Origin of the sequence: Salinimonas profundi (genome assembly GCF_014750655.1) — a bacterium.
Taxonomy (GTDB): Bacteria; Pseudomonadota; Gammaproteobacteria; order Enterobacterales; family Alteromonadaceae; genus Alteromonas; species Alteromonas profundi_A.
This window is the reverse complement of record NZ_JABBXD010000006.1, coordinates 106,993-132,196: the sequence shown is the minus strand read 5'-3', so window position 1 is coordinate 132,196 and position 25,204 is coordinate 106,993. Positions and strand designations below refer to the sequence as shown.

The following is a 25,204-nucleotide window of genomic DNA, read 5'->3' as shown; positions in this document are numbered from 1 at the left end:
GAATGCTGTTCAGACAAAGCTTTTTCCCACAGGCTTGTCATATAGCAACGCCGATGGGCAAAGGTGAGCGCCAGCCGTGGCTCACTCAACATCTTCAAAATACGCCGGGTGCCGGGTTTTCACACTTTCTAAAACCTGTAGTATCAGATGCAGGTGACTACTCATAGCTTCACGGGCCGCAACAGGGTCACGGGCGCGCAGCGCATCAATGATTGCAGTATGCTGCTCCAGTACGCTGTCATACTGTCCGCCAAACTCTTTCAGGCTTAGATTTCTTACCCGATCCATATGCGCCTTTTCATACTGAATAAGACTGGCTGCTCGTTTGTATTGCGCAAAGTCAGCGAGGGTCTGGTGAAAATCATCATCAAGTTGCTGAAAGCCTAAAGCGTTGAGCTGGCTGGCGGCATTGCGTTGCTTGTCTATCAGGGATTCGCACGTTGCGATGAGTGAGTCACTGGCGTGTTGTGCACAGTGGGCCACGACGGCTACCTCGAGCGCTTCGCGAATAAACCGCGCTTCTACAATTTTTGAAATACTCAGCTTCGACACAAATGTACCGCGTTGAGGCCTGACTTCAACAAATCCCAGCGTGACGAGTTTAGCAATGGTTTCCCTGACCGGGGTACGGCTGACACCATACTTGGCGGCCAATTTATTTTCAGACATTATCGAACCCGGTTCGATAGCCATATTTACAATCTCATCGCGCAAATGCTCGAATAGCTGGTCTGATGTAGACTGATGATAGGAAAGCTGAATATCTGGTTCTGTTACTGTTGGTTTGTTTTTCTTTACATTCACTCTAATACCGCCAAAGCTGAAGTTAGATAACAGCTATTGATAATCTGTAATTGATTAACCACTTATTATTGCCTGATAACTGACATCAAAAGCAATACTACGTGTTCCGGCTTCACTATGCTTACCTGAAACCTCTGCATGACTGCCAGCTGTCGTTATAAGAAATCTAACACTGCATGGCCCATTATCACTGCTATACGTGCTTACATGTTAATCAAAAGTTACACCGCCTTTATGATTTTTAATAATTGTTAAAATTTAGATCATTTGTGGTAGTCGCGTTCAATTCTCACCGTTATAGTAAGCCCACATTCAAGTTGTATACAAGTATTCATGTGTCGGTTCGACCTTCTGATTGCGAGTCAGCTATCGACACTTTCAATACCGTTCGATGCTATAGGCAAGGGGTTAAGTATGAACACACGCAAGGCTTTTTCGCTGAGTAAACGCGGACTTCTAATGTTAGCAGTGGCTTCGGCTTTCGGTACTGCAGGCGCTCAGGAGCAGACAGATGAAGACACACAGGTAGAGGAGCGGGAAACCGAAGTTATTGAGGTAAAGGGGTATCGCGGAAGCCTGTTTAACTCTACTGTCGCTAAACGTGATTCGCAGGGATTCGTAGATGAAGTGTTTGCTGATGATATCGGTAAAATGCCCAGTCAGAACCTGGCTGAATCATTAAGTCGGATTCCGGGCGTTAAAATCAACCGCGAAGTGACCGGTGAAGGGCAACAAATCTCGGTGCGCGGACTTGGCCCCAGCTTCACCAAAATAGCGCTAAATGGTAACTCCATTTCCATTGCCTCTGACGGAAGTCTGGGATCGGGCAACCGTAACCGTGAGGTGGATTTGGATATTTTCCCCACTGAACTGTTCAGCAGTCTGTCTGTTTCTAAAACCGCCAAAGCCCATCAACTTGAAGGCGGCGTGTCTGGCTTTGTGAATATGCGCACTGCACGTCCATTTGATGCAGGTGACCAGACGTTCAAATACTCACTTGAAGGCGCTTATGGCGACTTGCGTGGGGATATCAGTCCGCGTTATTCAGCCATCTATAAAAAGACAGTTAATGATAAATTCGGTGTGCTGGTCGGCGTTGCAGGTGCAAATACAAAGTCACGGGTTGACGGTTATGAAGCGGTGGCGCTGTTTACCGATGGCTGTGTGGCGCAGTGGGATAATCCGGAGCATACCGCGTCGGGATGTGTAGAGGGTAGTCAGGGCTTGAACCACTTTTTCTGGAGCCCGGAAGCAACACCGGATTACGCTGCGGCAAATCCGGGAGTGAGTGTCGGTGATCCGGTGGACCCAGTTGCGACATCCGGACTGGCTGCTGACACGCTAGATACAGCCTTACTTCCTTATCTGGGCCGACCCATGTTTACCTATGGTGATCGGGACCGCGTATCGGGCATCATTTCACTGCAGTATCGTCCTAATGATCGTGTAGATGCGGTGCTGGATACCATGTATGCAAAAGCGTCCAAAGATTTTGTCAGAACCGAAGCGATGTGGTGGGGAAGACGTAACTATCTGCATCAGGGTGGCGCGATCATCCCTGAAGATGTAACGGTAGATAATAACGGTTATGTGACCGACGGAACATTTTATAACTCCCACATCTGGGTTGGTTCACACGATTATCAGGAAGACCTGGATTTTTACAGCATCATGCCCAGTGTGTCCTGGATTGCATCAGATATGCTGACTGTTGATGTTTCTGCCAGCTTAACAAAGTCAGAATTCGATCGTGATGAGCCCTATGTGCTGTATATGTCACCTGCTGGCACCATGCAATTTACCAATGGCGATGTGCCTAGTTTCAATTTCAGTCAAAACCCTGCTGATCCGAACATTGGCTATACCTGGCAACAGGAGTATGACCAAAATAAAGATGGAGTGATCAGCGAGGATGAAAAGTTTGGCGACATGTTCCGTATCCAGCGTAACCATCGCGAAACTGAAACGAAAGGCTTCCACCTGGATTTTGCTTACGGTGAAGCACCTGATTATAACGGCTTCAAGTTTGGTATTGCCTGGGATGAAAATACATCCAACATGGATGCCTTCGGTGGTACCGCTGAGTTTACCGAAAATAATGTGATGAATTCTGCTGCCTACGGTAATTTTGCGGAATACCTGTCGCCGTCAATTGTGGATGATTTGGGGACGGGCATTGATGGCTACAATGGCTATACCGGCATTGCCCAGGTTGACTGGGACCGCATCAAGGCAGCCACCAATTACGACAGTTTTGAGGCAGTCCCCTCTCAGGGGGACCAGTTTGGTGCCACCGTGGGTGATATCAACGAAGAAGTGCTGGGAATCTATATTGAGGCCAATACTGAAACCGAGGTGGCGGGTAAACTGCTTCGTGTAAATACCGGCGTTCGCTGGGTGGATACAGAGCAAAGCGTGGCAACCTCTGAAAGCAGTACCAGCACCAGTTACAGCAAGCTATTGCCGTCATTGAGTTTAGTGTATGACGCGATGGAAGATGTGAAGATCCGGGCCAGTGCATCACGCAGCCTGACCCGGGCTAATCCATCCGATCTTTTCCCCAATGCTTCGTGGGGTGGTTCAGGTATCGAAACCGTAAATGCGGGTAATCCTTATCTGTCCCCCTTCGAGGCGACTAATTTTGATATCGGTGGTGAGTGGTATTTCTCTGAGCTTGGCTATATTGGTCTGACTTTCTTTGAAAAAGAAGTGACCGGGTTTACCCGCTCAGACAGCATCACCGTCGCGTTTGAAGACCTTGGCCAGTATGGTATTGATATCAATGATATTGGTGATGACCGTCAGCAGGCGCTGCTGGAGTGCGGTGGGCCTTCACAATGTACCGCTACGGTGAATACGCGTAATAATATTGACGGTGCCACCACACTTACCGGTTTTGAGGCGGTCTGGGTGCAGCCACTGGATATCGTGCTTGAAGGCATGGGCTTTAATATCAGTGCCACCACAATCCGTCAGGACGCCAGCGATGATGATGCCATTATCACCGGTATTTCTGATTTAAGTTACAACGGGACGCTGTTTTATGAAAATGAGTCGTTTCAGACGCGTCTGACAGTTAATCATCAGGACGGGGCCGCAAGCTACTATACACAAGGCAAAGAAGTCTTTTCGTTTGATCGCACCCAGATTGACGTATCAGCAAGCTATAACCTGCCGGTGGATATGAATATGACCGTTACGCTGGACGCTTATAATCTGACCAACGAACCGGTCGGCAACTGGCACGAGTACAAGGGCATTGCGTTTAATGCCTTCTATCCGGGAGCGACTTATACGCTGGGCCTTCGAGGGTCATTTTAACTTCACATCTTAATCTAAGGGCCGGTTTTTTATGCCGGCCCGGTAAGAGGGTAACCATGAAATATATATTCCTGATTGGGTTGTTACTAATCACCTATGGCGCGGCTGGCGCTTCAATTGTTGATGGCGAAGACGGCTACCGGTTGTGGCTAAAATACGATCCGATTAACGACGATGACCTCAAAGCAACTTATGCCAAGCAGGTCTCGTCGTTTTATCTTAGCGGCGATTCGGACACCATGAAGGTCATTGGTGAGGAACTTATCTTTGCCCTTAACGGTATGCTTGCGCAGGCTAAGCAGGTAAACGCATCGCAGGCCGGGCTGATTGTTGCGGCCGGCGATAAGGCAAGTGCACTGGCGGCCCGCCATAAGCTTGATTTAAAGGCGGCGGGCGATGAGGGGTATCTGGTTTATCAGGTAAAGCATGGTAATGCCGAAAAGGTGATGATACTGGCAAATACAGAGGTGGGGGCATTGTATGGCACCTACCGGTTGCTGCGTCAGTTGCAAACCCGTCAGCCACTAGCAGACATGGCAATTGTGTCACAACCAGATATCCAGTTGCGGGTGCTTAATCACTGGGACAATCTGGACCGTCATGTAGAGCGCGGTTATGCGGGGGAGTCTATCTGGGACTGGCATAAGCTGCCTGATTATCGCTATCAACGCTATGTTGACTATGCTCGGGCGAATGCATCAATCGGCATCAACGGGACGGTACTTAACAATGTTAACGCTGACCCGTTGATTCTAACCGATCATTATCTGGAAAAAGTGAAAGCACTAGCAGATATGTTCCGGCCTTATGGCATCAAGGTTTATCTCTCCGTAAAGTTCAGCTCGCCGCAGTTAATTGGTGGCTTGGATACGTCCGATCCGCTGGATGAAGATGTACAGCAATGGTGGCAAGCCAAAGTTGACGACATTTATAAACACATTCCGGATTTTGGTGGCTTTCTGGTTAAAGCCAATTCTGAAGGGCAACCTGGCCCGGGTGACTTTGGACGCACCCATGCCGAAGGCGCGAACATGCTCGCCAGTGCCCTTGCACCTCACGGTGGCACAGTGATGTGGCGTGCATTTGTGTATGCCAATGAAAAGAACGAAGAACGTTCCAAACAAGCCTATTCTGAATTTAAACCGCTGGATGGCAAGTTTGATGACAATGTGCTGGTGCAGGTGAAAAACGGGCCCATCGACTTTCAGCCCCGCGAGCCGTTCAGTCCTTTGTTTGGCGCGACACCTGAGACCCCGTTGATGATGGAGTTTCAGATAACCATGGAGTACCTGGGATTCAGCACGCACTTTGTTTATCTGGGGCCCATGTATGAGGAAGTGCTTAGCGCTGATACCTATGCCAGGGGAGAAGGCTCCACAGTAGCCAAAGTGATTGATGGTAGTTTGTTTGATAACAATATCTCAGGAATGGCGGGTGTGGCGAACATTGGTTCCGATCGCAACTGGACCGGGCACATTATCCTGCAATCGAACTGGTACGTCTTCGGCAGAATGGCCTGGAACCCGGAAATTTCCGCCGAGCAGGTTGCTGACGAGTGGGTTCGCATGACATTAAGCAATGATAACGAGGTGGTTGCCACAGTGACTGACATGATGATGAAAAGTCACGAAATCACAGTTAATACTATGACTCCGCTAGGTTTGCATCACATCATGGGCGCCGGACACCACTATGGTCCCGCTCCCTGGGTAGACTCACTGGGGCGTGCTGACTGGAATTCGGTGTACTATCATCGCGCCGACGATGAGGGCATCGGGTTTGACCGCTCACCTTCCGGCGTCAATGCGGTGGAGCAGTATTTCTCACCGCTTAAAGAGCAATTGGCCGATCCCGCCACCACACCAGAGAAATACCTGCTCTGGTTCCATCATCTGCCGTGGGACTATCAGATTAAATCATCCGGGCGCACGCTTTGGAATGAGTTGGTACACCGCTACTACAAAGGCGCCGACGATGTTAAAGCGCTGGAGCAGCAGTGGGACAGTCTCAAAGGAGAAATAGATCCGCTGCAATTTCACCAGGTACAGATGGCGATGGATATTCATGTAAAAGAAGCTCTGTGGTGGCGCAATGCGTGTGTGCTCTATTTTCAGCAGTTCTCTGACATGCCGATTCCCGATGGTCTGCCAAAACCTGAAAAATCGTTAAAGCAATACCAAAAAATGTCGTTTCCTCATGCCCCCGGGCAGGGATAACGTAGCAAGGTATGTCCGTACTTGCATCAATCGCCAAAACATTCAGAACATGGGTAACCGCGTGTCTGCGCAAACGTGTTCTGAGTGTTGCTGCCTTCTTATTGTTAGCGATGCCTGTGGCTGCTGACTCTACCCTGAATGTCATCACATCACTAAGTACCAACGATCCTATGTACGAAGGGTTGGTGAAATTTAAAAATCAGGTAGAGACGGCGTCACAGGGGCGTCTTTCTGTGCGCATTTTTGTGGGATCGCAGCTGGGCAATGACAGCGATATGCTCGAACAGGCGATGCTGGGCGCCAACGTGGCCGTACTTGCCGATGGAGGAAGGCTGGCGGTTTACCAGAATGAGCTTGGCATACTTGGGGCCCCTTACCTTGTTGAAGATTACGGGCAGCTCAATGTATTGGTTGATTCGCCTCTTTTTTCTGAATGGGCAGACAGCCTGGCTACGCGCCACGGACTGCATATTTTTTCATTTAACTGGTGGCAGGGTGCAAGACATCTGCTGACCCAAAAACCGGTGTCTGCACCAGCGGATTTGCAAGGAATAAGAATGCGCACTATCGGCGCACCGGTCTGGATACAAACTATCGAAGCGATGGGCGCCACACCCACACCACTGGCCTGGGCGGAGGTGTACAGCGGTCTTCAGCAGCAGGTTATAGATGCAGCAGAGGCGCAATATACCGGTATGTGGGGCGCGCGCTTATATGAAGTTATAACGCATGTCACCAAAACCGGGCACATCCAGCTCATCTCCGGTCTGGTGGGAAGTGAGCGCTGGTATCAGTCACTTACTCCACGCCAGCAAAAAATTGTTACGCGAGCGGCCATAGAGGCAGGCAGTTTTGCGTCGCAGCAGGTACGCGCTGAAGAGGTAAAAATTGAAGAGGCGCTTAAAGCGCACGGGGTGGTGATTGCAGAGCCTGATACTGCGCCGTTCCGGCAATCTGCCAAGGTGGTTTATAAAAATCTAGGCTACGCAGCATTGTTCCAGGATATCCAAACACTGTTACAGGAGGCTGACGATGCAAATGATTCATCGCATTGAGCGTTGGCTGTGTGTGCTGTTGCTGGTTGCCATCGTGTTTCTGGTGTTTATCGCTGCCATTATGCGAACACTTGGCTATCCGATTATCTGGTCGGTAGATGTTGCACAGTTACTGTTCGCCTGGCTGGCAATGCTTGCGGCCAATCAGACATTTCATCACGGACAACACGCGAGTGTGGATATTTTTACCCGGCGTCTACATCCGGCCTACAGAGAACTGCTTTTCTCTGGCTTGGATGTGCTGATGATCGTCGTTCTTGGTGTTCTTGTTTGGTTTGGAGTTGAGCTGTTTATGGCAAATCCGCAGCGAACACTGGGGAGCACCAGCATTGCCTATCGCTGGGTAACACTTTGTGTACCGGTAGGCGCTGTACTAATGATTCTGACTCTGGTTAGCCGCCTGACAGGGCGTCATCATCGTGAGAATCCGGAGGCAGGATTATGATGATGCTGTTGCTGTTTCTTCTTTTGCTGGCTATTGGGCTTCCCCTGGCATTTTGTCTTCTCATTGCCGGGCTGAGCTATTTTGTAAACGCAGATAGCCTGCCCATGGCAGTGGCTGTGCAGCGGCTGGTCGCCAGTAGTCAAAGCTTTCCGTTGCTGGCAGTGCCTTTTTTCATTCTGGCCGGACATATTATGAATCATTCCGGCATCACGCAGCGGCTGATAAGTTTTTCAAATTTGCTGGTGGCCTGGATTGCCGGCGGCCTGGCCCATGTCACCATTATTCTCAGCGCACTGATGGGCGGAGTGTCGGGCTCAGCCATTGCTGATGCGGCGATGCAGGCTCGTATACTGGGAACACCAATGCAGAGGTCCGGGCTGGGCAAAGGATTCAGTGCCGCCATTGTCACCATCAGTGCATTAATCACAGCCTGTATTCCACCCAGTATCGGCCTTATTTTGTACGGCTTTGTGGGCAATGTATCTATCGGCAAATTATTTATTGCAGGAATTGTCCCGGGCATCTTGCTGACAGTGACGCTGATGCTCACTGTTTTTTTCCAGGTTAAAAAGCATTATCCGGAGCAAGCCGAGGGCGAGAAGCGACCTGATCTGCGACAAATATTGCGTTCAATGAACGCTTGTAAATGGGCACTGTTGTTCCCCGTCATTCTGATTGTCACTATTCGCTTTGGTATTTTTACGCCCTCAGAAGCGGGCACCTTTGCGGTAGTCTACGCCGGTATCATCGGCTTCTGGTGCTATCGGGAGCTTACGTTTGACAGCCTTATTACATCTTTGAAAGACAGTATTGATGATATCGGTATGATTATGCTGATTATTTTAAGCGCCGGGGTGGTGGGGTATGTTGTCGCCTATCAGCAGCTCCCTGTATCGTTGGCGCAGGCTGTCAGTGACCTGACCAGTCAGCCAATTCTTGTGCTGTTGTTATGTCTGATTTTTTTGCTCTTTGTAGGCATGTTAATGGAAGGAACGGTTATTGTGCTGCTACTGACGCCGATTCTTGTGCCGGTCGTCCAGGCGGTGGGCATAGACCCGATTCATTTTGGTGTACTGATGATGATCATTGTTACCTTCGGAGGGACAACACCGCCGGTAGGTATTGCGATGTATTCGGTGTGCAACATCATGCAGTGCCCTACAGACGAATATGTCAGCGCGGCCTGGCCGTTTTATCTGGCGGTAATGGGATTGATCACGCTAATGGCTCTTTTCCCCTCTATCGTCCTGTTTTTGCCTGAACTGATTTACTAACTCCAAACGGGGAAATCCATCATGAAAATTATTGATGCCAAAGTGATTGTGTGCTCTCCGGGGCGTAACTTTGTGACACTAAAAATTGTGACCGACGAGGGGGTATACGGAATTGGTGATGCCACACTTAATGGACGTGAAAAGTCGGTAGTCAGCTATCTGCGCGATTATGTGGTACCGGCACTTATTGGCAAAGACCCACATCGAATCGAAGATATCTGGCAGTTTTTTTATCGCGGTGCATACTGGCGTCGTGGCCCGGTCGGTATGACCGCACTGGCAGCCGTCGATGTTGCGTTGTGGGATATCAAAGGCAAGGTAGCGGGTTTGCCGCTTTACCAGTTGCTGGGTGGGCGCAGTCGTGACCGGATTATGACCTATACCCATGCGAATGGACAGTGCATGGCATCGACCCTGGAGGCTGTCGGTCAGGCGGTAGAGGCCGGCTACAAAGCTGTGCGCGTTCAATCCGGCATACCAGGAATGGCCAGCACATATGGGGTTGCCAAAGACGGTCATAAATATGAACCAGCTGATGCAGATTTGCCTTCAGAAAGCGTCTGGTCAACCGAAAAGTATCTTAATTTCATGCCTGAATTATTTGATGCCGTTCGCAGCAAATATGGTTTTGATGTGCACTTACTGCATGATGTTCATCACAGGCTCACTCCCATCGAAGCGGCGCGGCTAGGAAAAGAGCTGGAACCTTTTAAGTTATTCTGGCTGGAAGATTGTGTGCCTGCTGAAAATCAGGAAAGCTTCAGACTTATTCGGGAGCACACGACCACGCCGCTGGCGGTAGGCGAGGTATTTAACTCTGTTCATGATTGTCGTGAGCTAATACAAAACCAATACATTGATTACATCCGCTCAACCATCGCACACGCCGGTGGCATAACCCAGGTCCGCCGAATCGCTGATTTTGCCGCGCTGTTCAATGTACGCACTGGCTTTCATGGTGCCACCGATTTATCGCCGGTTTGCATGGGAGCAGCATTGCACTTTGATTACTGGGTACCAAATTTCGGGATTCAGGAACACATGCCGCACTCAAAGGAAATGGAATCAGTTTTCACATTTGATTATACGTTTGACAAAGGCTTTTTCACTCCCGGAGAAGCACCAGGGCATGGCGTGGATATTGACGAGAAGCTGGCAAGTAAATATCCCTACAAGCGCGCGGCCTTACCGGTTAACCGGCTGGAAGACGGTACGCTCTGGAATTGGTAAATGTTGATAAATACGTGTCGCTTTATCTGAATCCTCTAAGCTACAGGTGTGAATGAGTATAAGCATCAGGAATAAGCCTGACTATGACAGGCGTTGCAAGTTACTGGACCAGTTTTTTAACCGCCTGTACCAGCATTTGCATCCCTGATTTAACCTGTTCAACGCTGCCTGAAACGGAGGATACGGCGTCATGCCCCTGAGCGGCGCTTTTGTCGATGTCATTCATTTGTGCGTTGATGTCGTCGATAAGCCCGGAATTCGTGGTAACCACGTCTTCAATATCCTGCGTGGCATCACTGGCTCTTGCGGCAAGGGTACGCACCTCATCAGCAACCACGGCAAAGCCGCGACCGGCCTCAGCAGCCCGGGCGGCTTCAATTGCAGCATTTAATGCCAGCAGGTTTGTTTGCTCGGCAATACTTCGGATGGTGCCTACGATGTTGCGAATGTCAGTGGCCTGGGTTGCAAGTTTTTCGCTGCTTTCATTTGCGACTGTAACCTGCTGACGAATAGCAACTGAAATATCCTGCGCTGCGGCGAGCGAAGAAATAGCTTCATCTGTATATTGTGAAGTGGTTGCAGACGTGTCTGACGCCAGGTTAATAGCATTGGTGGCAGCTTGTATTCGCGGTGTGATATCGGCGGCAAATTTAACAATACGTTCTATGTTGCCCTCGTTATCGCGAATTGGATTGTAGGTAGCCTCCAGCCACACTTCCTGTTTATTACCATTAAACCGGCGAAATCTGCCGGCCTGGTATTCACCGGCGGCCAGCTTTCGCCAAAAGTCCGGTTGTTCCATATAAAACGCGTCATCGCAGAATATTCTGTGATGTTTACCAATGATATCGCTAAGCGAGACTTTCATCGTCTTAAGAAAATTCTCGTTAGCATTAAGAATATGTCCATCAGTGGTAAATGTAATTACGGCCATCGACTGTCCAAGGGCAGATAACAGTGCCTCGTTTTCCACAGCTTTAAGGTGTTCTTTGGTGATGTCGGTAGCAAGTTTAATAATCCGGGTGACATTACCGAATTCGTCCTTAACCGGAAAATAGGTTGCCTCAAGCCACAGTGTCGTGCCTGATTTGCTGACACGTTCAAACTGACCTTTAAACGATCTACCGGCTTTTAAGTCCTGCCAGAAATTTTTGTACTTCTCAGAGTTAACCAGACCGGGTTTGCAGAATGTTCGGTGGTGCTTACCGATCACTTCGTGCCGTGCATATCCAACCACGCCTAAAAACGCATCGTTCACATCCAGTACGGTACCATCCAGCTCAAAGGCAATCATTCCCATATGATCGACAATGGCCAAAAAGTTTTCCGTTCGCTCTTGCACCAGGGTATCGCGGGGGGCGGGTGGTTGTTCCTTTTTTCTTAAAAATAGCATCGGCATCTCCATTTACTCTCGAACAAGTTATACCAATGCCTAATATCAGCGCAATCATAAATATTGCTTATTGCTTATATGTAAAGAAACATTGGTATAGTCTAAGTGGCGCCCACATCCGGCTTGATAACCATGTCCAAATAACTAAGCAGTTTTCGAGTTAATAGAAAGTTTGTTTGTAACCAATCGGTTTTGCTTTCAGTTTTTTCTGATTCTATATTCTACTAAAATCAATTACTTGTTTGTGTTTGGGTTTGTTAACAGCCTTTCTAGGTTACTTGAGTACTGATAATTTTACATTTCCCTGATAAACAACGCGCTTCGCCAATCTGGTCAGCCTTGCTCTATGGCTTAATTTATATAGACTTCTACACATTGCTGCTTTTTGAAAGTTAAACTGAAATAGTTAATTAAGGATTACAGAATGACTGCTGCCAAGGCGCTTGACCCCACCGCCGCACATGAACCCAAAAAGGACTTAACATCAGCTGAGCTGGTGGAAATTGCACTCGCGCGCAAAGAAGGAAAGCTCGCTGACAACGGAGCCCTGGTTGTAGAAACCGGCCACCGGACCGGCCGTTCTCCTGCCGATCGCTTTATCGTAAAAGAGCCCAGCACGCAGAACGATATTGACTGGGGAGCAGTCAATCGTCCTTTTGATGAAGAGAAGTTTGATGCGTTATGGAGCCGCGTCGAGGCGTATCTGTCATCCCGCGAGCATTTCTTATCGCACCTGCAAGTCGGTGCAGATGCCAAACATGCCTTACCTCTTCAGGTGCGTACAGAAACCGCCTGGCAGCATATTTTTGCCCGTAACTTATTTATCTGCCCGGATATCTGGAATCCAAATGATGAACAGGCATGGCAAGTGATGAATGCGCCGGGCTTTAGCTGTGAACCTGAGCGGGATGGCACTAACAGCGATGGTGCCGTTATTATTAACTTTGCGCATAAAAAGGTACTGCTGGCAGGCATGCGTTACGCTGGTGAAATGAAAAAAGCGATGTTCTCGGTACAAAACTTTTTACTGCCGGCCAAAGAGGTATTACCGATGCACTGTTCTGCCAATATTGGTGAGCAGGGTGATGTTACGTTATTTTTCGGGCTGTCCGGCACCGGTAAAACCACGTTGTCCGCCGATCCAAATCGTTATCTGATAGGTGATGACGAGCATGGTTGGGCCCCCGGGAGTGTGTTTAATATTGAAGGCGGCTGCTATGCAAAATGTATCGACTTATCGCAAAAGAACGAGCCGGTCATCTGGGATGCGATTCGCTTTGGCACTATTTTAGAAAATGTGGTGTTGGATGACAGGCGCACGCCGGATTATACAGATACCAGTCTGACTCAGAACTCGCGCGCCGCCTATCCTCTGGAGCATATCGGCAAACGGGTCATTGAGAACTGCGGCGGTGAGCCACGCGCGGTAGTATTTCTGACCTGTGATGTCAGTGGGGTTCTGCCGCCGGTTTCGGTACTGAGCGAAGAGGCCGCGGCCTATCACTTTCTCAGCGGTTACACAGCCAAAGTAGGGTCGACGGAAATCGGTTCCACCTCGGATATTGAGTCAACATTCTCTACCTGTTTCGGTGCGCCGTTTTTCCCCCGACCAGCAGGTGTATATGCAGAGCTTCTGAAAAAGCGTGTTCGTGAGTTTGGCGCAAAGGTATATCTGGTAAACACTGGCTGGACTGGCGGTCCGTTTGGTACAGGCAAACGATTTGATATTCCTACCACCCGCGCCATCATTGATGCGATTGTGAATGGTAATCTGGCTGGTGTGGAAACCGTACACATTGACGGGCTAAACCTGGATGTGCCGGTAAGTGTCCCGGGCGTCGACGATACGCTGTTGATCCCGAAAAACACCTGGGACGATAAGCAAAAATACGAGGAGTTTGCTGCTAATCTGATTGCAGAGTTTAATCATAACTTCAAAAAATATGATGTTGACGAAGACATTGTAGCAGCCGGTCCCCGCCTGCAATAAGTATAAAAAAACGCCCGCGGATGCGGGCGTTTTTTCAACGTTAAATTAAGATCCAAACGCTTAGTTATTCAACGCTTCCACTTTCATCTGTGCCGGTGTGGCAGACGTATCGATGCGATACTGATAGGTGCCGGCAGCATCAACATTGATAACAGAGTCGCCACCATTTTCGTACACCGGGAACCAGGTCTGCAGGTCAAACTGATTGCCTGAGCCGTAATTCAGCGACCAGTTCTCTACAGCGGCTTTAAAATATGCTGTGCCTGCAGGAGTGTCGACATCGGCAGCATAGACGCCCAGTCCCTCATACGTCATCGGGTTGGTTGTTCCCCAGTCGTTCATGGAGCCACGAAGGTAGAGGGTTTCGGCCATTGGTGGTACATCGGCATAAATCGTCAGCACGGGATTTGCCGGATTCGACGCATCTAACCGGAACGCATACGCGCCGGAGGTTGCCGCGACAAACGCCAGATCCTGACTGCTGCCGCTGTTAATTACATCCCACGGTACGTCCGCTTCGATAATCTGACCGGACGTTGTTGCACCGATGTTTACGCTTTGCCAGTTCGCATCAGCAATTTTGAACGTATGCTGTCCTGCGCTTAGCGTAACCGACGCGGTGTAAATACCATTGGCTGTGTAAGATAACGAGTAGGGCGCAGTGGCTTGCCAGTCAGTCATGATGCCGCGAATATATATCGGGTCTGCATAAGGACCAGTATCGTCTGGCGGATTAATAGCATCTGAAGTAATTGTCAGCATTGGTGCGCTGGCATCATCAGCCGTTAACACAAACTGATAGTCTGCTGATTGTGTAACAGTCAGCTGCAGATTATTGCCACCGTTTTGTAAGGTAGCATCCACACCGGGCGTTACCGTAAATCCACCGCCTATATTGGCTTTATCAAATCCTTCGTCGGCAATTTTAAACTCGTAGGTGCCTGTTTCCAGAAAAATATCCAGTGAGTAGGTATTGTTTCCTTTGTAGGTAAAAGGATCTGAGGTTCCCCAGCCATTCATTTCGCCACGTAAATAAACAGGCTGGTCACCATAAGGTGGCAGTGCAGAAATACCGCTGCCCTGAGCACCTTGCTGAGTTTTGACGAATACGGCAGTGGTCAGCGGTGGCACACTGATACTCTCGTCATTCACCACTACGTTTGTCAGCGCCGGATCAGCCGATGCCATTTGGGCCGGATGCAGCGACAAACCGTCAAAGCCGTCGATAGTCTGCGTGTTACCCGACGCGTTTACGACGACTAAAATAGCATCATGCAGCGGGTCAGTATCGGGCAGACCTGTGCCATCATCAATGCTCATTACAATCAGGCCCTGGGTTTGTTCATTCCCGGTGTTATGAAACGCAACACGCTGGCGGATATCTTCCATGGTTTGCAGTTTGAACAGCGGTGAACTTTTGCGGATTTGCAAAAATTCTTTAAAGCTGGCATTGGCCGCCTGCATGCCTTGCGCATCGATATCTGAGTGTGGGTTGGCACTGACCTGACGGATTTCATCCCACCGACTCTGGTTATCCTGTGCCATTGGCAGGCCCGTATTCCAGGCGTTATCCGTGCCGGTGAAATCAACCAGATTAAACCAGTCGCCAGCATCGTAGGTGTTTCTGTCCATGGATTTGGAGCGAAGCAGCTCACTGCCCATGTGCAAAAACGGAATACCCTGACTCAGCAGCGGAATGGATAACGCCACGTTTTGTACGCGTACCCGTTCTGTCAGCGGCATATCTGCCGGCAGATTGTACTGAAGCTGGTCCCACAGTGTTTCATTATCATGTTTGGAAATATAATGAATGCTGTCAGCCGGGTCGGTGGCGTAGGCAGCACTTTGGCCGTTCCAGTCGTACGCTTCACCGCGGGTAAGTTCTCCACCTGCAGTGACAAACTCGTAATCTGTCAGACTGCCTGCCATAGACAGCCGGATCAGATCCTGCTGGTTCAGGCTGCCATTTTCCCTGAACAGCTCAGCACTGCGCACTGCTTCTCTGAGCCGGTCATTAAAGGTACCGATTTCAGTGCCTGCCATGCCAAACTGCGAGGCCTGCTCGAAGCGGCGATCATTAGCAACTTCACCAAAATTCCAGCCTTCACCGTAAAACAGCGTGTCTGCATCAACCTGGCGAACCGCATCGCGCGCATCCAGTACCGCCTGTTTTGGCAGGTGTCCCATCAAATCAAAGCGGAAACCGTCAAAACCGAAGTGTTGTGCAAAGCTCACCAGCGAATCGTTCATCAGCTTTGCCATCATGCGATGCTCTGTAGCCGTGTTCTCACAGCATGTGGAGTTCTCTATACCGCCGCTTATTTCATTCAGACGATGATAATAACCGGGTACGGTTTTATCCAGCACCGAGGTATCAAACAGGCCAGAGGACGCGGTGTGGTTGTACACCACATCAAGAATCACCTGCAGTCCCATATTGTTAAGTGCCATCACCATCTCGCGCATTTCACGGATACGGGCTTCACCGTCAGGATCGGTGGCATAGCTGCCTTCCGGGGCGGCAAAATGATGCGGGTCATAACCCCAGTTAAAGCCGTCCAGCCCTCGTAAACTGTTCACCAATGCCTGGGCATCACCGGATGCAGGATCATAGCTTTCCAGCACATCCCATAGCACCGCATTGTCAGATTCCACGCCACAAACCGGCGCACCGGGAACTTGTCCGCACAGTTTGCCAACCGTATCGGATAAATCGACTCGGGTATTTTCGTCTTCGTTGATAGAGGCTATATCATTGGCGGGCAGCAGGTGAATATGGGTCAGCCCCGCTTCGGTCAAAGATTTAAGGTGGGTTACCGGCATAGAGTCCTGCTCGGTGAACGCCATGTACTTGCCCCGGTATTGCGGACTGACAGATTCATCGCGAATACTGAAGTCACGAATGTGCGTTTCGTAAATTACCGCATCTTCCGGGGCGGGCAACGCAGGGCGCATACGTTCGGTCCAGCCTTTCGGAGCAAGATCCGGTGATGCGGTATCGGCTAAATCAACAAACTGACTGTATTGCCCATTGGTTGACAGGCTGACCGAATATGGGTCGCTGGTGGTCAGGACTTCAACAGCATCTGTACGAGGGTGATAAACTTCAATTTCGTATTGGTAAAACAAGCGATCCAGTGAAGGTTTGCCACCCTTGTAGCGCCAGATCCCGGTCTGCTCGTCAAAATGCATCTCACGCTTTCCACGTGGTTTTTTATCTTCACTGAAAACATTCAGCGTGACTGATCTGGCAGTAGGCGCCCACAAGGCCGCTGTAATATGATTTTTGCTGTAGATAACGCCCAGCTGTGCCTCATCAGCATCATTGCTGCCGCGGGTATATAGATGATCCAGCAGTTGAGGAATCTGCACCCGGGTGATATCAACAATGTCTCCCTCGCTGTCGCGGGCAACCGCCATCAGTTGTTGCTTAGCCAGTGTTTTAGCCTGCGCCGGATCAATATCCAGCGTAAACCCGGTAAAGCTATCAAGATGGGGCAGAGAAGCTCTGATATCTGGACTTACAGCGGAGGGTTGCAGCGGTAAACTCTGAGTGCCGGTGAAGACCTCATCTTCCAGTGCCATTGACGAATCATCTGCATAGTACAGCGAGTAGGTCTGTGCGCTCCGCGTATCAACCTGCCACAGGAATGTATTGGTATCAATCCAGTGAGCGCGTGCGCCGTCAATAGAGGCAGGGCGGCTGGTCAGCGGTGTGTACCATATTTCAGGGTAGCCATGAAAGGTAAAGCCTTCTTGTCCCTGGGATGGCTCAAACTTGCTGTTAGCATTGCCCAGGGCCTTATTATCCCCTTTATGGACAATAAAGTTATAACAGGAAGCGCCCGGCTCAGTAGTCAGTATATAGTACGCGCCGTACTCAGGATGAATGCCATCAGCGGGGTAAGGATTTCCCCAATTATTAAAATAAGTACTGTCAGAGGTCGACGAGGCATAGTCGCCGCAGCCCTCACCGTTCCATAAATGCAGCCCCCAGCCATCATAATTTCCGTCAGTACGCGAATAAAACAGTGCGATCTCATTGGGGGCTAAATCCAGTACGGCTTCGATGCCTTGATCAGCGTTAGAAGCGGGCGCCTGAGTCTGAGAATCAGACCAGGCATCGTTATTGATGTTTACTGTATTTGCGTGAGAACCTGAGTGATACAACATAAACGACGTGGCGGTCAAAACCGTCAGTAAATGTTTCATTAGGCATCCTTTTTTTATGGGTACAAAGGTCGCTTGGGAAGGGACAGCAGAACGTGCCCTGCCGATGGCGCATTGTTAATCAGATGTAACTAATGTGTATCCTAAATGATGGTTTTTTGAGCTTCCAGCATAAGTGCAATGAATACGTATGTAATGCATCCGGCGGGCGAAACGAAGGAAAACTGTCCAGCATGCCAATGCGCTTTCATGCCAACAAGCCCGCCTGGGGATGCAGAGATGAGCCTCAATTATTTACGACAATCTGTGATTATAAAACCGTGCGTGAGATTCTTTCGTAGCCACTACACTATCTCGTATTCTTGAGCCGGCAGGTGGCTCATAAGCCGTGGATGCGACTTCGTATTTCACAATAAAGGAGTCCCTGATGAGAAAAACACCACTGGCACTAGGTGTAGCAAGTTTACTAAGTTTACCGGCATTTGTTGTCAACGCGCAGGTCGCTGTTGAGCCCCAAAACGGATACGCCATGGGCGAGAAGGTCCCTCTGCCGGAGCCTTATGCTACGAAGTCTGCTGATCGGCGTACCAAAGTTATTGGCTGGCCCGATGATGTCACACCAACAGCCCCTCAGGGTTTTACAGTAAAAGCCTTTGCCAAAGACCTTGACCATCCACGGTGGCTGCATATTTTGCCAAATGGCGACGTGCTCGTGGCAGAGTCTAATGATGCCAAAAAAGGCAGCGCAGATCGCATAACGCTGTTAAGAGACACAAATGATGACGGTGTGGCAGAAGAGCGCCATGTATTTTTAGAAAAAGGGCTGAATCAGCCGTTTGGAATGGCGCTACACGAGAATCATTTTTATGTTGCCAATACCGATAACATCACGCGGTATGAGTACAAAGAAGGTGCCGATGCGATTAAAGGCAAAGGCGAAGTCATTCATTCGCTGCCCTCTGGCGGCTACAATCACCACTGGACAAGGAATATCGAGGTCAATGATACGCAGGATAAATTGCTGCTGACCATTGGTTCGTCCAGTAATGTTGGTGAGCACGGCATGGAGAAAGAGCAACGCCGCGCAAAAATCTTTACTGTTGATCTGGATGGCGGTAACGAACAGGTTTATGCGTGGGGGCTTAGAAACGCAAATGGTCTGGATTACAACCCACAGACCGGCATGTTGTGGGCGGCTGTGAATGAGCGGGACAAGTTAGGTGACAACCTGGTACCTGACTATGTAACCAGTGTTCAGGAAGGCGGCTTCTATGGCTGGCCTTATAAATATTTCGGAGAGCATATCGATCCGCGCTGGAAAGATAAAATGCCTGAAGATTTACCTGAGAAGACCATCGTGCCGGATATCGCACTGGGCAATCATACTGCCACGCTCGATCTGGAATTTTATGATGGCGAGAGTTTCCCGTCACGCTACCATAATGGACTGTTTGCCGCGCAACATGGCTCCTGGAATCGCGCGAAATACAATGGATATCGCATTGTTTTTATGCCATTTGAAAACGGCAAACCTACCGGTGAAATTGAAGAATTTCTTGGCGGCTTCATCAAAGATATGGAAACCGATGAGGCATATGGTCGTCCCACAGCGGTCAGAGTGACCGGCAATGGTAAGTTACTGGTCGCTGATGACGACGGTAATACTATCTGGTCTGTACAGGCTGACCAAAAGTCTAATTAGCAATCGGACATTCGCAGCTATACTTAATTTACTGATAGTGAAAAGCCATGCAGTCACTCGGGACTGTATGGCTACTTATAAATCATGAGTTAAGGGTAGAAGCCTATGCCGTATCAACCCCTTCAGGAATCGTACTTTGACCGTCGCTTTGGCTGCGAAGCCGTCAAGCTTTTACCCGGCCAGTATGCCGCTACTTCCCAACACAAAGTGCTTGTCGCTACCCTGGGCGGATGCGTCACCGCCTGCGTATTTGATCCTGTAAACAGGGTAGGGGGGCTCAATCGCTTGTTGTTACCCTCTTCAATGTACACGCCCCTATGTGCAACCAGCCGGCAGGAATACGGAGAACAAGCGCTGGAGACACTGGTGTCTCGGGTATTACAGCTCGGTGCTGTACAGAAGCAACTCTGCGTAAAAATTTTTGGTGGTGCTGACATTCTCAATCTGAGCTCCGCGCCCGCGTCAGGTAATCTAACCGTAGATTTCGTTACACAGTATTTCAGGCACCAGCGAGTGCCTATCGTGAGCGCAGATACCGGTGGAAATATAGCGCGAAAAGTCTACTTTTTCCCCCAGACCGGGGAGGTGCTGATTAAAAAAATTACGCGATTTAACAATGATACGATTTTGGCGCGAGAAAGTGAGCACCGCTATCACTTGAGCCGGCAATTGCTTCTGACGCATAGTCACTCAGGCCATTTTGAGCAGGATCACGCCGCCTACGATGAGCAAAACGCCGGACACCCGTAACAGTGTCGCCGGATCCTGATAGAAAAGTACGCCCACCAAAAAGGTGCCTGCCGCGCCTATACCCGTCCAAACCGCGTAGGCGGTTCCAATGGGTATGTGTCGCTGCGCCAGATATAAAAACACACCACTTGCAACGATAAACGTAACCGCCATGATAACGCCGGTAATGCGTGTACCCGGGGTTTGGGCCATTTTCAGCCCGACTGGCCAGCCTATCTCCAGCAAGCCTGCCACAATAAGATATACCCAACTCATGGTTGTCTCCTGTTTTATGATTCCAGTCACTATTTCTTTATAGTGGTGACTTTACGCCTGAGGCGGACGTCTTGTCTTTCAAAATCTTATTCGTTACGTCGGGCGTATAAGTTCTTCAGATAAATCGTTCAAAAGGTAAAAAAATGTCGGATGATGCGCTTGAGTTTCAGCAGCTGAAAAAGGCGGGTTTGCAACTTAGCAGAATAGGACTGGGCTGTTGGCAACTGGGAGGCGACTTTGGTGAGATAAGTGATGAGACGGCGCACAAAATATTGATGCGCGCGTTGGAAGAGGGCATCCGCTTCTTCGATACGGCGGATGTATATGGCGCCGGACAAAGTGAACGATTGCTGGGGCGCTATATTAGTCAGCGCGACGATGTCGTCATTGCTACCAAGTATGGGCGTGGGCAGGGCACCTACCCTGACAATTACAGTTTTAACAATTTACGTGATTCTGTTTTGCGATCGCAGGACCGGTTAGAGCGCGATACCATCGATCTGCTCCAGCTGCACTGTATTCCGTTTGAGGTACTCAAAAAGCGTGACATTTTTGACCGGTTAGATGAGCTCCAGGCCGAAGGGCAGATTAAGTCTTTTGGAGCGAGTGTCGAAACTATTGAAGAAGCAGAATTCTGCATCAAGCACGGTAATGTTGCCTCGTTACAAATTATTTTTAACCTGCTGCGACAGGATGCCACCAGGTCGCTGTTTGATAGCGCACAGAAAAATGAGGTGGGCATTATCGCCCGGCTTCCACTGGCCAGTGGTTTGCTCACTGGTAAATTTTCTGCTGATTCGACGTTTGAAGACAGCGATCACCGGAATTTCAACAAGGATGGTGATGCGTTTAATGTCGGAGAAACCTTCAGTGGCCTGACGCTGGAAAAAGGCGTTGAGCTGGTTTCAAAAATTAATGCCAACTACAAGCCTGATGCGTTGTCGATGGTGCAGTTAGCGCTGCGCTGGTGTCTTGACCATCCGGCTGTCACAAGCGTCATCGCCGGTGCAAGTAAACCCGATCAGGTGTCGCAAAATGTGCATGCTGCTGCATTAGATCCGCTATCTGATTCGCTGCATGAGCAGCTGGAAACATTTTATCGTGACGAGGTTAAGCCACACGTTCGCGGTGAAATCTGAACAAAAAAAGGAGCCTGAAGGCTCCTTTCCACTTAATGACAGTGTTACAGCTTAAATAAAACTTTTACGTCACCAGTAACCGCGCCGGCATCAACCACGCCAATGGTGTTTGCATCTGAAGCCACTTTGCTGACAACGTCAGATGCGCTGCTGGTTTGGGGCGGGCGACCACCACCGGTAAACGCCAGTTTTGCCCAATATGCCTTAAACTGGCTAGGGGAGCGAGAAAGCACTTTTTCGATAAACTCATCTGATGCACTGCCTTCAGCCATCATCGGTGTCACAGATTTATTTTTACCTAAAAAGACCTGGCTGACTTCGTCCTGACTCAGAGACGCGCCGCTATTGTTGACGATAACCGCAATCTCTGCCTGTGCCGGGAGCGCCAGTACTAGCGCTGCAATAGCCAAAGCGTGTTTTTTAATTGTATTCATTCTCATCATTTTTTACCTTAAAAAACAGTTACCAGAGCTACCTGAAATAAGCCGGCATCGCTGCCATCAGCTTGTTCTGACTGGGTGTATTCTGCTTTAAATGCAGCAGAATCATGAAAATCCCAGCGCGCGCCTACAGTTACGAAGGGTGAGTTACGGCGACGAAACTCGGTCACATCTTCAGTAATTGCAATCAGGCCGTCCAGCTGCGGATCCAGTCCACGGGGAACGCCGGATAAATCAACGGATGTAGATTTGTTACGTCCATAGGTAATGTGCGGCATAACTGAGCCAAAGCGTTTACCCAGTGACACCATCCACGGGTCCAGATCACCAACAATAGTGCCCTCAAGATCGCTGGCAATGTACTCAGCAACAAATAACCAGTCCTGATCATCATAGATAACACCAAACTCCAGGCCGGTTACGTCGTCTTCATTGATTTGCAAATCGTCGCCGATGTAGGCAAAGGGCGTTTGTCTCCAGGCACCAGCTAACTGGCCCAGACCGAGATCTGCTGAGAATTCAAATTCAACGTAGGTTGAACGGAATGTCCACCAGCCGTAATTGACGCTGGCCACGGCACTGAAAATGTTATCAACGTCAAATTCAACGCCATCGGCACGGGTGGTATTTTCCTGACCGTAATAAAAACGCACGTTTACCTGCGCATCACCAACAGCGAAGTCGTGGATCGAACCGACACCATCAAGGCTGTCAAATACTGACTGATACACTTCAGTCGGTGGCGCTATCCAGTGATACGCGTAAGAAACATCAAGATAATCTGAATACAGATAAAGTGGGATACGCTGACGACCAACCTGAACCCGCCAGTTATCCTGCACCTGATATGACAGATATGCCCAGGTAAATTCAGGGTCCCAGTCATCTTCACCCTGCGCGCGGATTTGCGCTGTGGCACTGAGACCATCACCTAAATCTGAATAGGCCTGCAGAGCGAAAAATGAGCCGGTGCTGAAATCAGGATCGGTATCAGTAAAATCACGCACCTGCGTGTCGCTGTCCGTTAACATTCCGGCAGTAAGCGTTCCAAAGCCGCTGAATTGAATATCTGCGCTCGCGCTGAAAGAAAGCGCAAGGCCTAAAGGAAGGCATGAAAGAGACTTAAATTTCATTATACATCCACAGTGATTAGAGTCAGGTTATAGGGTAGGTGAATCACGCAGATAATATATTCACCAAAGGTTCAATATTGATAGCCGGAAGCATAATAAGGTATGAAAAAAAATACCTCAAAATGAGGGTTTACAGGATACAAAAAAAGGTTTGCTTATATTTCAGTTACAAAAAAGCCCTGACTTAGCAGGGCTTTTTCATAGCAAAATTACATCATCACACTCTGAATTGCCTAGCGATAGACTCCAGCTTGGTGGCCAGGTCAGCAAGCTGTGTGCTGGCTGAGGCAAGCTGATGTGAGTTCTGGCTGGTTTCTTCAGTACGCTGGAAGATAGCATCCACACTGCCCACAATATTACGCGAGGTTGCCTGTTGAGACTCGGTGGAGTCAGCAATTTGCGCATTCATCTGGCTTATCTGATCGATTGTCTGGGTAATTGAATCCAGACTCTGACCGGCAAGGTTGGCCGTATCGACACTTTCACGGGCTTTCTCATTGCCTTTATTCATGACATTAACGGCGGATTGGGCGGCACCCTGAAGACGTTCAATGGTGTTTTGAATTTCCTCAGTAGATTGCTGCGTGCGTGAGGCCAGTGTGCGGACCTCATCCGCCACTACGGCAAAGCCGCGGCCCTGCTCACCCGCTCGCGCCGCCTCGATAGCCGCGTTCAATGCCAGCAGGTTGGTCTGCTCAGCGATACCTTTGATCACATCAAGCACGACCCCCACCTGATTTGAATCACTTTCCAGCTTTTGAATCACTTCAGCGGTTTCGGCCACGTTATCGGCCAGGCTCTGAATACTGTTCACCGTATTGCCAACGACACGCTTGCCTTCTTTGGCGGCATCGGCGGCTTCGTTGGCGGCTGTTGAAGCCTCCGCGGCATTGGTCGCAACCAAATACACAGACTGATTCATTTGTTCAACCGCAGATTTCGCTTCTGTGGCTGACTCTTGCTGATTTTCAATCGTGCGGTTGGTATCACTGGTCAACGCGTTCAGATTTTGCGCCAGTGAAGACAGGGGGAGTGTGGTGTCCACAATATCCTTGACCAGGTTCTGCAACCGCTCCATAAAGCGATTGAAATACGTTACCAGCTCTCCCACTTCATCTTTGGAGTTAGACTCAATGCGTACGGTCAAATCGCCATTTTCTTCGGCGATATTACGCAGTGAGTGGACAACGCGGTTAAGATTGCCACGGATCTCAGACACAATCGGCCATGCTGTAGCAAACAGGATAATGGTGGTGACCAGTCCCATAATAATACCCAGTATCAGCAGGAATTGTTGTGCCTCGGCGTAATCTTTAAATGCCGTATCAAAAGCTTCATCCCGACGCTGTTTAAAACTGTTTAGGTGTGTGGTGACGGCGTCATAGCGCTGGTTCATTTGCTCCAGCTGATCGCTCAGCGTAGAAAAGTCAGCTGTCCCCTCAAGCATGGAACGGGTGATGCTGCTGGCCTGTGCATAATACGCATCAAACTCGGCGAGGATGTCGTTTACCTCAGCCGATAAATCCGGGTCGATATTCTCAATTTGAGCCAGGCTTTGCTTGGTATTTTGCGCCGAATCCTGTGCCTGAGAAAGCGCTTCGGTATCGCCGGTGGTCACTGCTCCGGCCAGCGTGTCTCTGACTTTTTCCATCGACACCAACGCCGATGAGCTAAGCTGCAGCGCCGGAAAGTCGACATTCTTTGCAACAGCCAATTGCTGTGCGTTCTGATTAGAGATGTAACTGTTGATCACGACAAAGATCAGAAAACTGGCAGCGCCAATAATCGGGATCAGGAATATCTTTTTGGCTACTGATAAATTCAGAAGGAACTTCATTCTTACATCCTTTACATCCGGGATACTGCAAACCTGCGTACATAGGGACT

Annotated in this window: 17 protein-coding genes and 1 pseudogene; 10 read left to right on the top strand and 8 right to left on the bottom strand. The window is 49.5% G+C overall.

From position 1 onward, the window contains the following. Nucleotides 1-81: 81 nt before the first annotated feature. Nucleotides 82-804, bottom strand: coding sequence for a GntR family transcriptional regulator (locus HHX48_RS11750; RefSeq protein WP_191025325.1), 723 nt, complete (start codon nucleotides 802-804; stop codon nucleotides 82-84). Between the two features lie 414 nt (nucleotides 805-1,218). On the opposite strand from HHX48_RS11750, the gene HHX48_RS11745 reads away from it, so the two are divergent. Genes HHX48_RS11745 through manD form a run of 6 tightly spaced genes read left to right on the top strand, consistent with a single transcriptional unit; the run spans nucleotide 1,219 to nucleotide 10,345 of the window. Continuing rightward, on the top strand, nucleotides 1,219-4,125 hold the full coding sequence (locus tag HHX48_RS11745; RefSeq protein ID WP_223858316.1) for a TonB-dependent receptor: 2,907 nt from the start codon (nucleotides 1,219-1,221) through the stop codon (nucleotides 4,123-4,125). 56 nt (nucleotides 4,126-4,181) lie between these two features. Beyond that, nucleotides 4,182-6,341: an alpha-glucuronidase family glycosyl hydrolase gene (locus tag HHX48_RS11740; protein WP_191025323.1), complete on the top strand. Its 2,160-nt coding sequence runs from the start codon at nucleotides 4,182-4,184 to the stop codon at nucleotides 6,339-6,341. 11 nt (nucleotides 6,342-6,352) lie between these two features. Then, entirely contained in the window at nucleotides 6,353-7,396 is a 1,044-nt protein-coding gene (locus tag HHX48_RS11735; RefSeq protein WP_191025321.1) for a C4-dicarboxylate TRAP transporter substrate-binding protein, read from the top strand. Next, nucleotides 7,374-7,841 carry a TRAP transporter small permease gene (locus HHX48_RS11730; RefSeq protein WP_191025319.1) on the top strand — a complete coding sequence of 156 codons (468 nt, stop codon included), beginning with the start codon at nucleotides 7,374-7,376 and terminating at the stop codon, nucleotides 7,839-7,841. Before HHX48_RS11735 ends, HHX48_RS11730 begins: the two co-directional genes overlap by 23 nt. Beyond that, the gene (locus tag HHX48_RS11725; protein WP_191025317.1) at nucleotides 7,838-9,115 is read left to right on the top strand and encodes a TRAP transporter large permease; all 1,278 of its coding nucleotides are present in this window, start codon (nucleotides 7,838-7,840) and stop codon (nucleotides 9,113-9,115) included. Before HHX48_RS11730 ends, HHX48_RS11725 begins: the two co-directional genes overlap by 4 nt. Nucleotides 9,116-9,136: 21 nt before the next feature. Next, nucleotides 9,137-10,345, top strand: a complete 1,209-nt coding sequence (gene manD / locus HHX48_RS11720) for a D-mannonate dehydratase ManD (protein ID WP_191025314.1) — start codon at nucleotides 9,137-9,139, stop codon at nucleotides 10,343-10,345. 100 nt (nucleotides 10,346-10,445) lie between these two features. Here manD and HHX48_RS19155 read toward each other — a convergent pair whose 3' ends face one another. Further along, a complete protein-coding gene (locus HHX48_RS19155) occupies nucleotides 10,446-10,793 on the bottom strand; it encodes a methyl-accepting chemotaxis protein (protein WP_397541084.1) in 348 nt (115 codons plus the stop codon). 177 nt (nucleotides 10,794-10,970) lie between these two features. Then, a pseudogene (locus HHX48_RS19150) lies at nucleotides 10,971-11,738 on the bottom strand (PAS domain-containing protein); the annotation flags it as partial. Nucleotides 11,739-12,162: 424 nt separating this feature from the next. Between HHX48_RS19150 and HHX48_RS11710 the strand changes: the two are divergent. Further along, on the top strand, nucleotides 12,163-13,728 hold the full coding sequence (locus HHX48_RS11710) for a phosphoenolpyruvate carboxykinase (protein WP_191025311.1): 1,566 nt from the start codon (nucleotides 12,163-12,165) through the stop codon (nucleotides 13,726-13,728). Nucleotides 13,729-13,788: 60 nt separating this feature from the next. Here the strand turns inward: HHX48_RS11710 and pulA are convergent, their stop codons facing one another. Further along, the gene (pulA, locus tag HHX48_RS11705; protein WP_191025309.1) at nucleotides 13,789-17,940 is read right to left on the bottom strand and encodes a pullulanase-type alpha-1,6-glucosidase; all 4,152 of its coding nucleotides are present in this window, start codon (nucleotides 17,938-17,940) and stop codon (nucleotides 13,789-13,791) included. A 385-nt stretch (nucleotides 17,941-18,325) separates the two neighbouring features. Here pulA and HHX48_RS11700 point away from each other — a divergent pair, with 385 nt between their 5' ends. Both HHX48_RS11700 and HHX48_RS11695 read left to right on the top strand, forming a co-directional pair. Next, nucleotides 18,326-19,600 carry a PQQ-dependent sugar dehydrogenase gene (locus tag HHX48_RS11700; RefSeq protein ID WP_191025307.1) on the top strand — a complete coding sequence of 425 codons (1,275 nt, stop codon included), beginning with the start codon at nucleotides 18,326-18,328 and terminating at the stop codon, nucleotides 19,598-19,600. 105 nt (nucleotides 19,601-19,705) lie between these two features. After that, nucleotides 19,706-20,350 carry a chemoreceptor glutamine deamidase CheD gene (locus tag HHX48_RS11695; RefSeq protein WP_191025305.1) on the top strand — a complete coding sequence of 215 codons (645 nt, stop codon included), beginning with the start codon at nucleotides 19,706-19,708 and terminating at the stop codon, nucleotides 20,348-20,350. On the opposite strand, the gene HHX48_RS11690 is transcribed toward HHX48_RS11695, so the two are convergent. Beyond that, the gene (locus tag HHX48_RS11690; protein ID WP_191025303.1) at nucleotides 20,291-20,605 is read right to left on the bottom strand and encodes a DMT family transporter; all 315 of its coding nucleotides are present in this window, start codon (nucleotides 20,603-20,605) and stop codon (nucleotides 20,291-20,293) included. The genes HHX48_RS11695 and HHX48_RS11690 overlap by 60 nt on opposite strands. Nucleotides 20,606-20,748: 143 nt before the next feature. Between HHX48_RS11690 and HHX48_RS11685 the strand changes: the two genes are divergently transcribed. Beyond that, nucleotides 20,749-21,744 (top strand): aldo/keto reductase, encoded by a 996-nt coding sequence (locus tag HHX48_RS11685; RefSeq protein WP_191025301.1) that lies wholly within the window; start codon nucleotides 20,749-20,751, stop codon nucleotides 21,742-21,744. A gap of 44 nt (nucleotides 21,745-21,788) precedes the next feature. Here the strand turns inward: HHX48_RS11685 and HHX48_RS11680 are convergent, their stop codons facing one another. The 3 genes from HHX48_RS11680 to HHX48_RS11670 all read right to left on the bottom strand — a co-directional run bounded on the left by HHX48_RS11680 (nucleotide 21,789) and on the right by HHX48_RS11670 (nucleotide 25,154). Continuing rightward, nucleotides 21,789-22,178, bottom strand: coding sequence for a type 2 periplasmic-binding domain-containing protein (locus HHX48_RS11680; RefSeq protein WP_191025299.1), 390 nt, complete (start codon nucleotides 22,176-22,178; stop codon nucleotides 21,789-21,791). Nucleotides 22,179-22,195: 17 nt separating this feature from the next. Further along, nucleotides 22,196-23,317, bottom strand: a complete 1,122-nt coding sequence (locus tag HHX48_RS11675; RefSeq protein WP_191025297.1) for a porin family protein — start codon at nucleotides 23,315-23,317, stop codon at nucleotides 22,196-22,198. Between the two features lie 217 nt (nucleotides 23,318-23,534). After that, nucleotides 23,535-25,154 carry a methyl-accepting chemotaxis protein gene (locus HHX48_RS11670; RefSeq protein ID WP_191025295.1) on the bottom strand — a complete coding sequence of 540 codons (1,620 nt, stop codon included), beginning with the start codon at nucleotides 25,152-25,154 and terminating at the stop codon, nucleotides 23,535-23,537. Nucleotides 25,155-25,204: the final 50 nt, after the last annotated feature.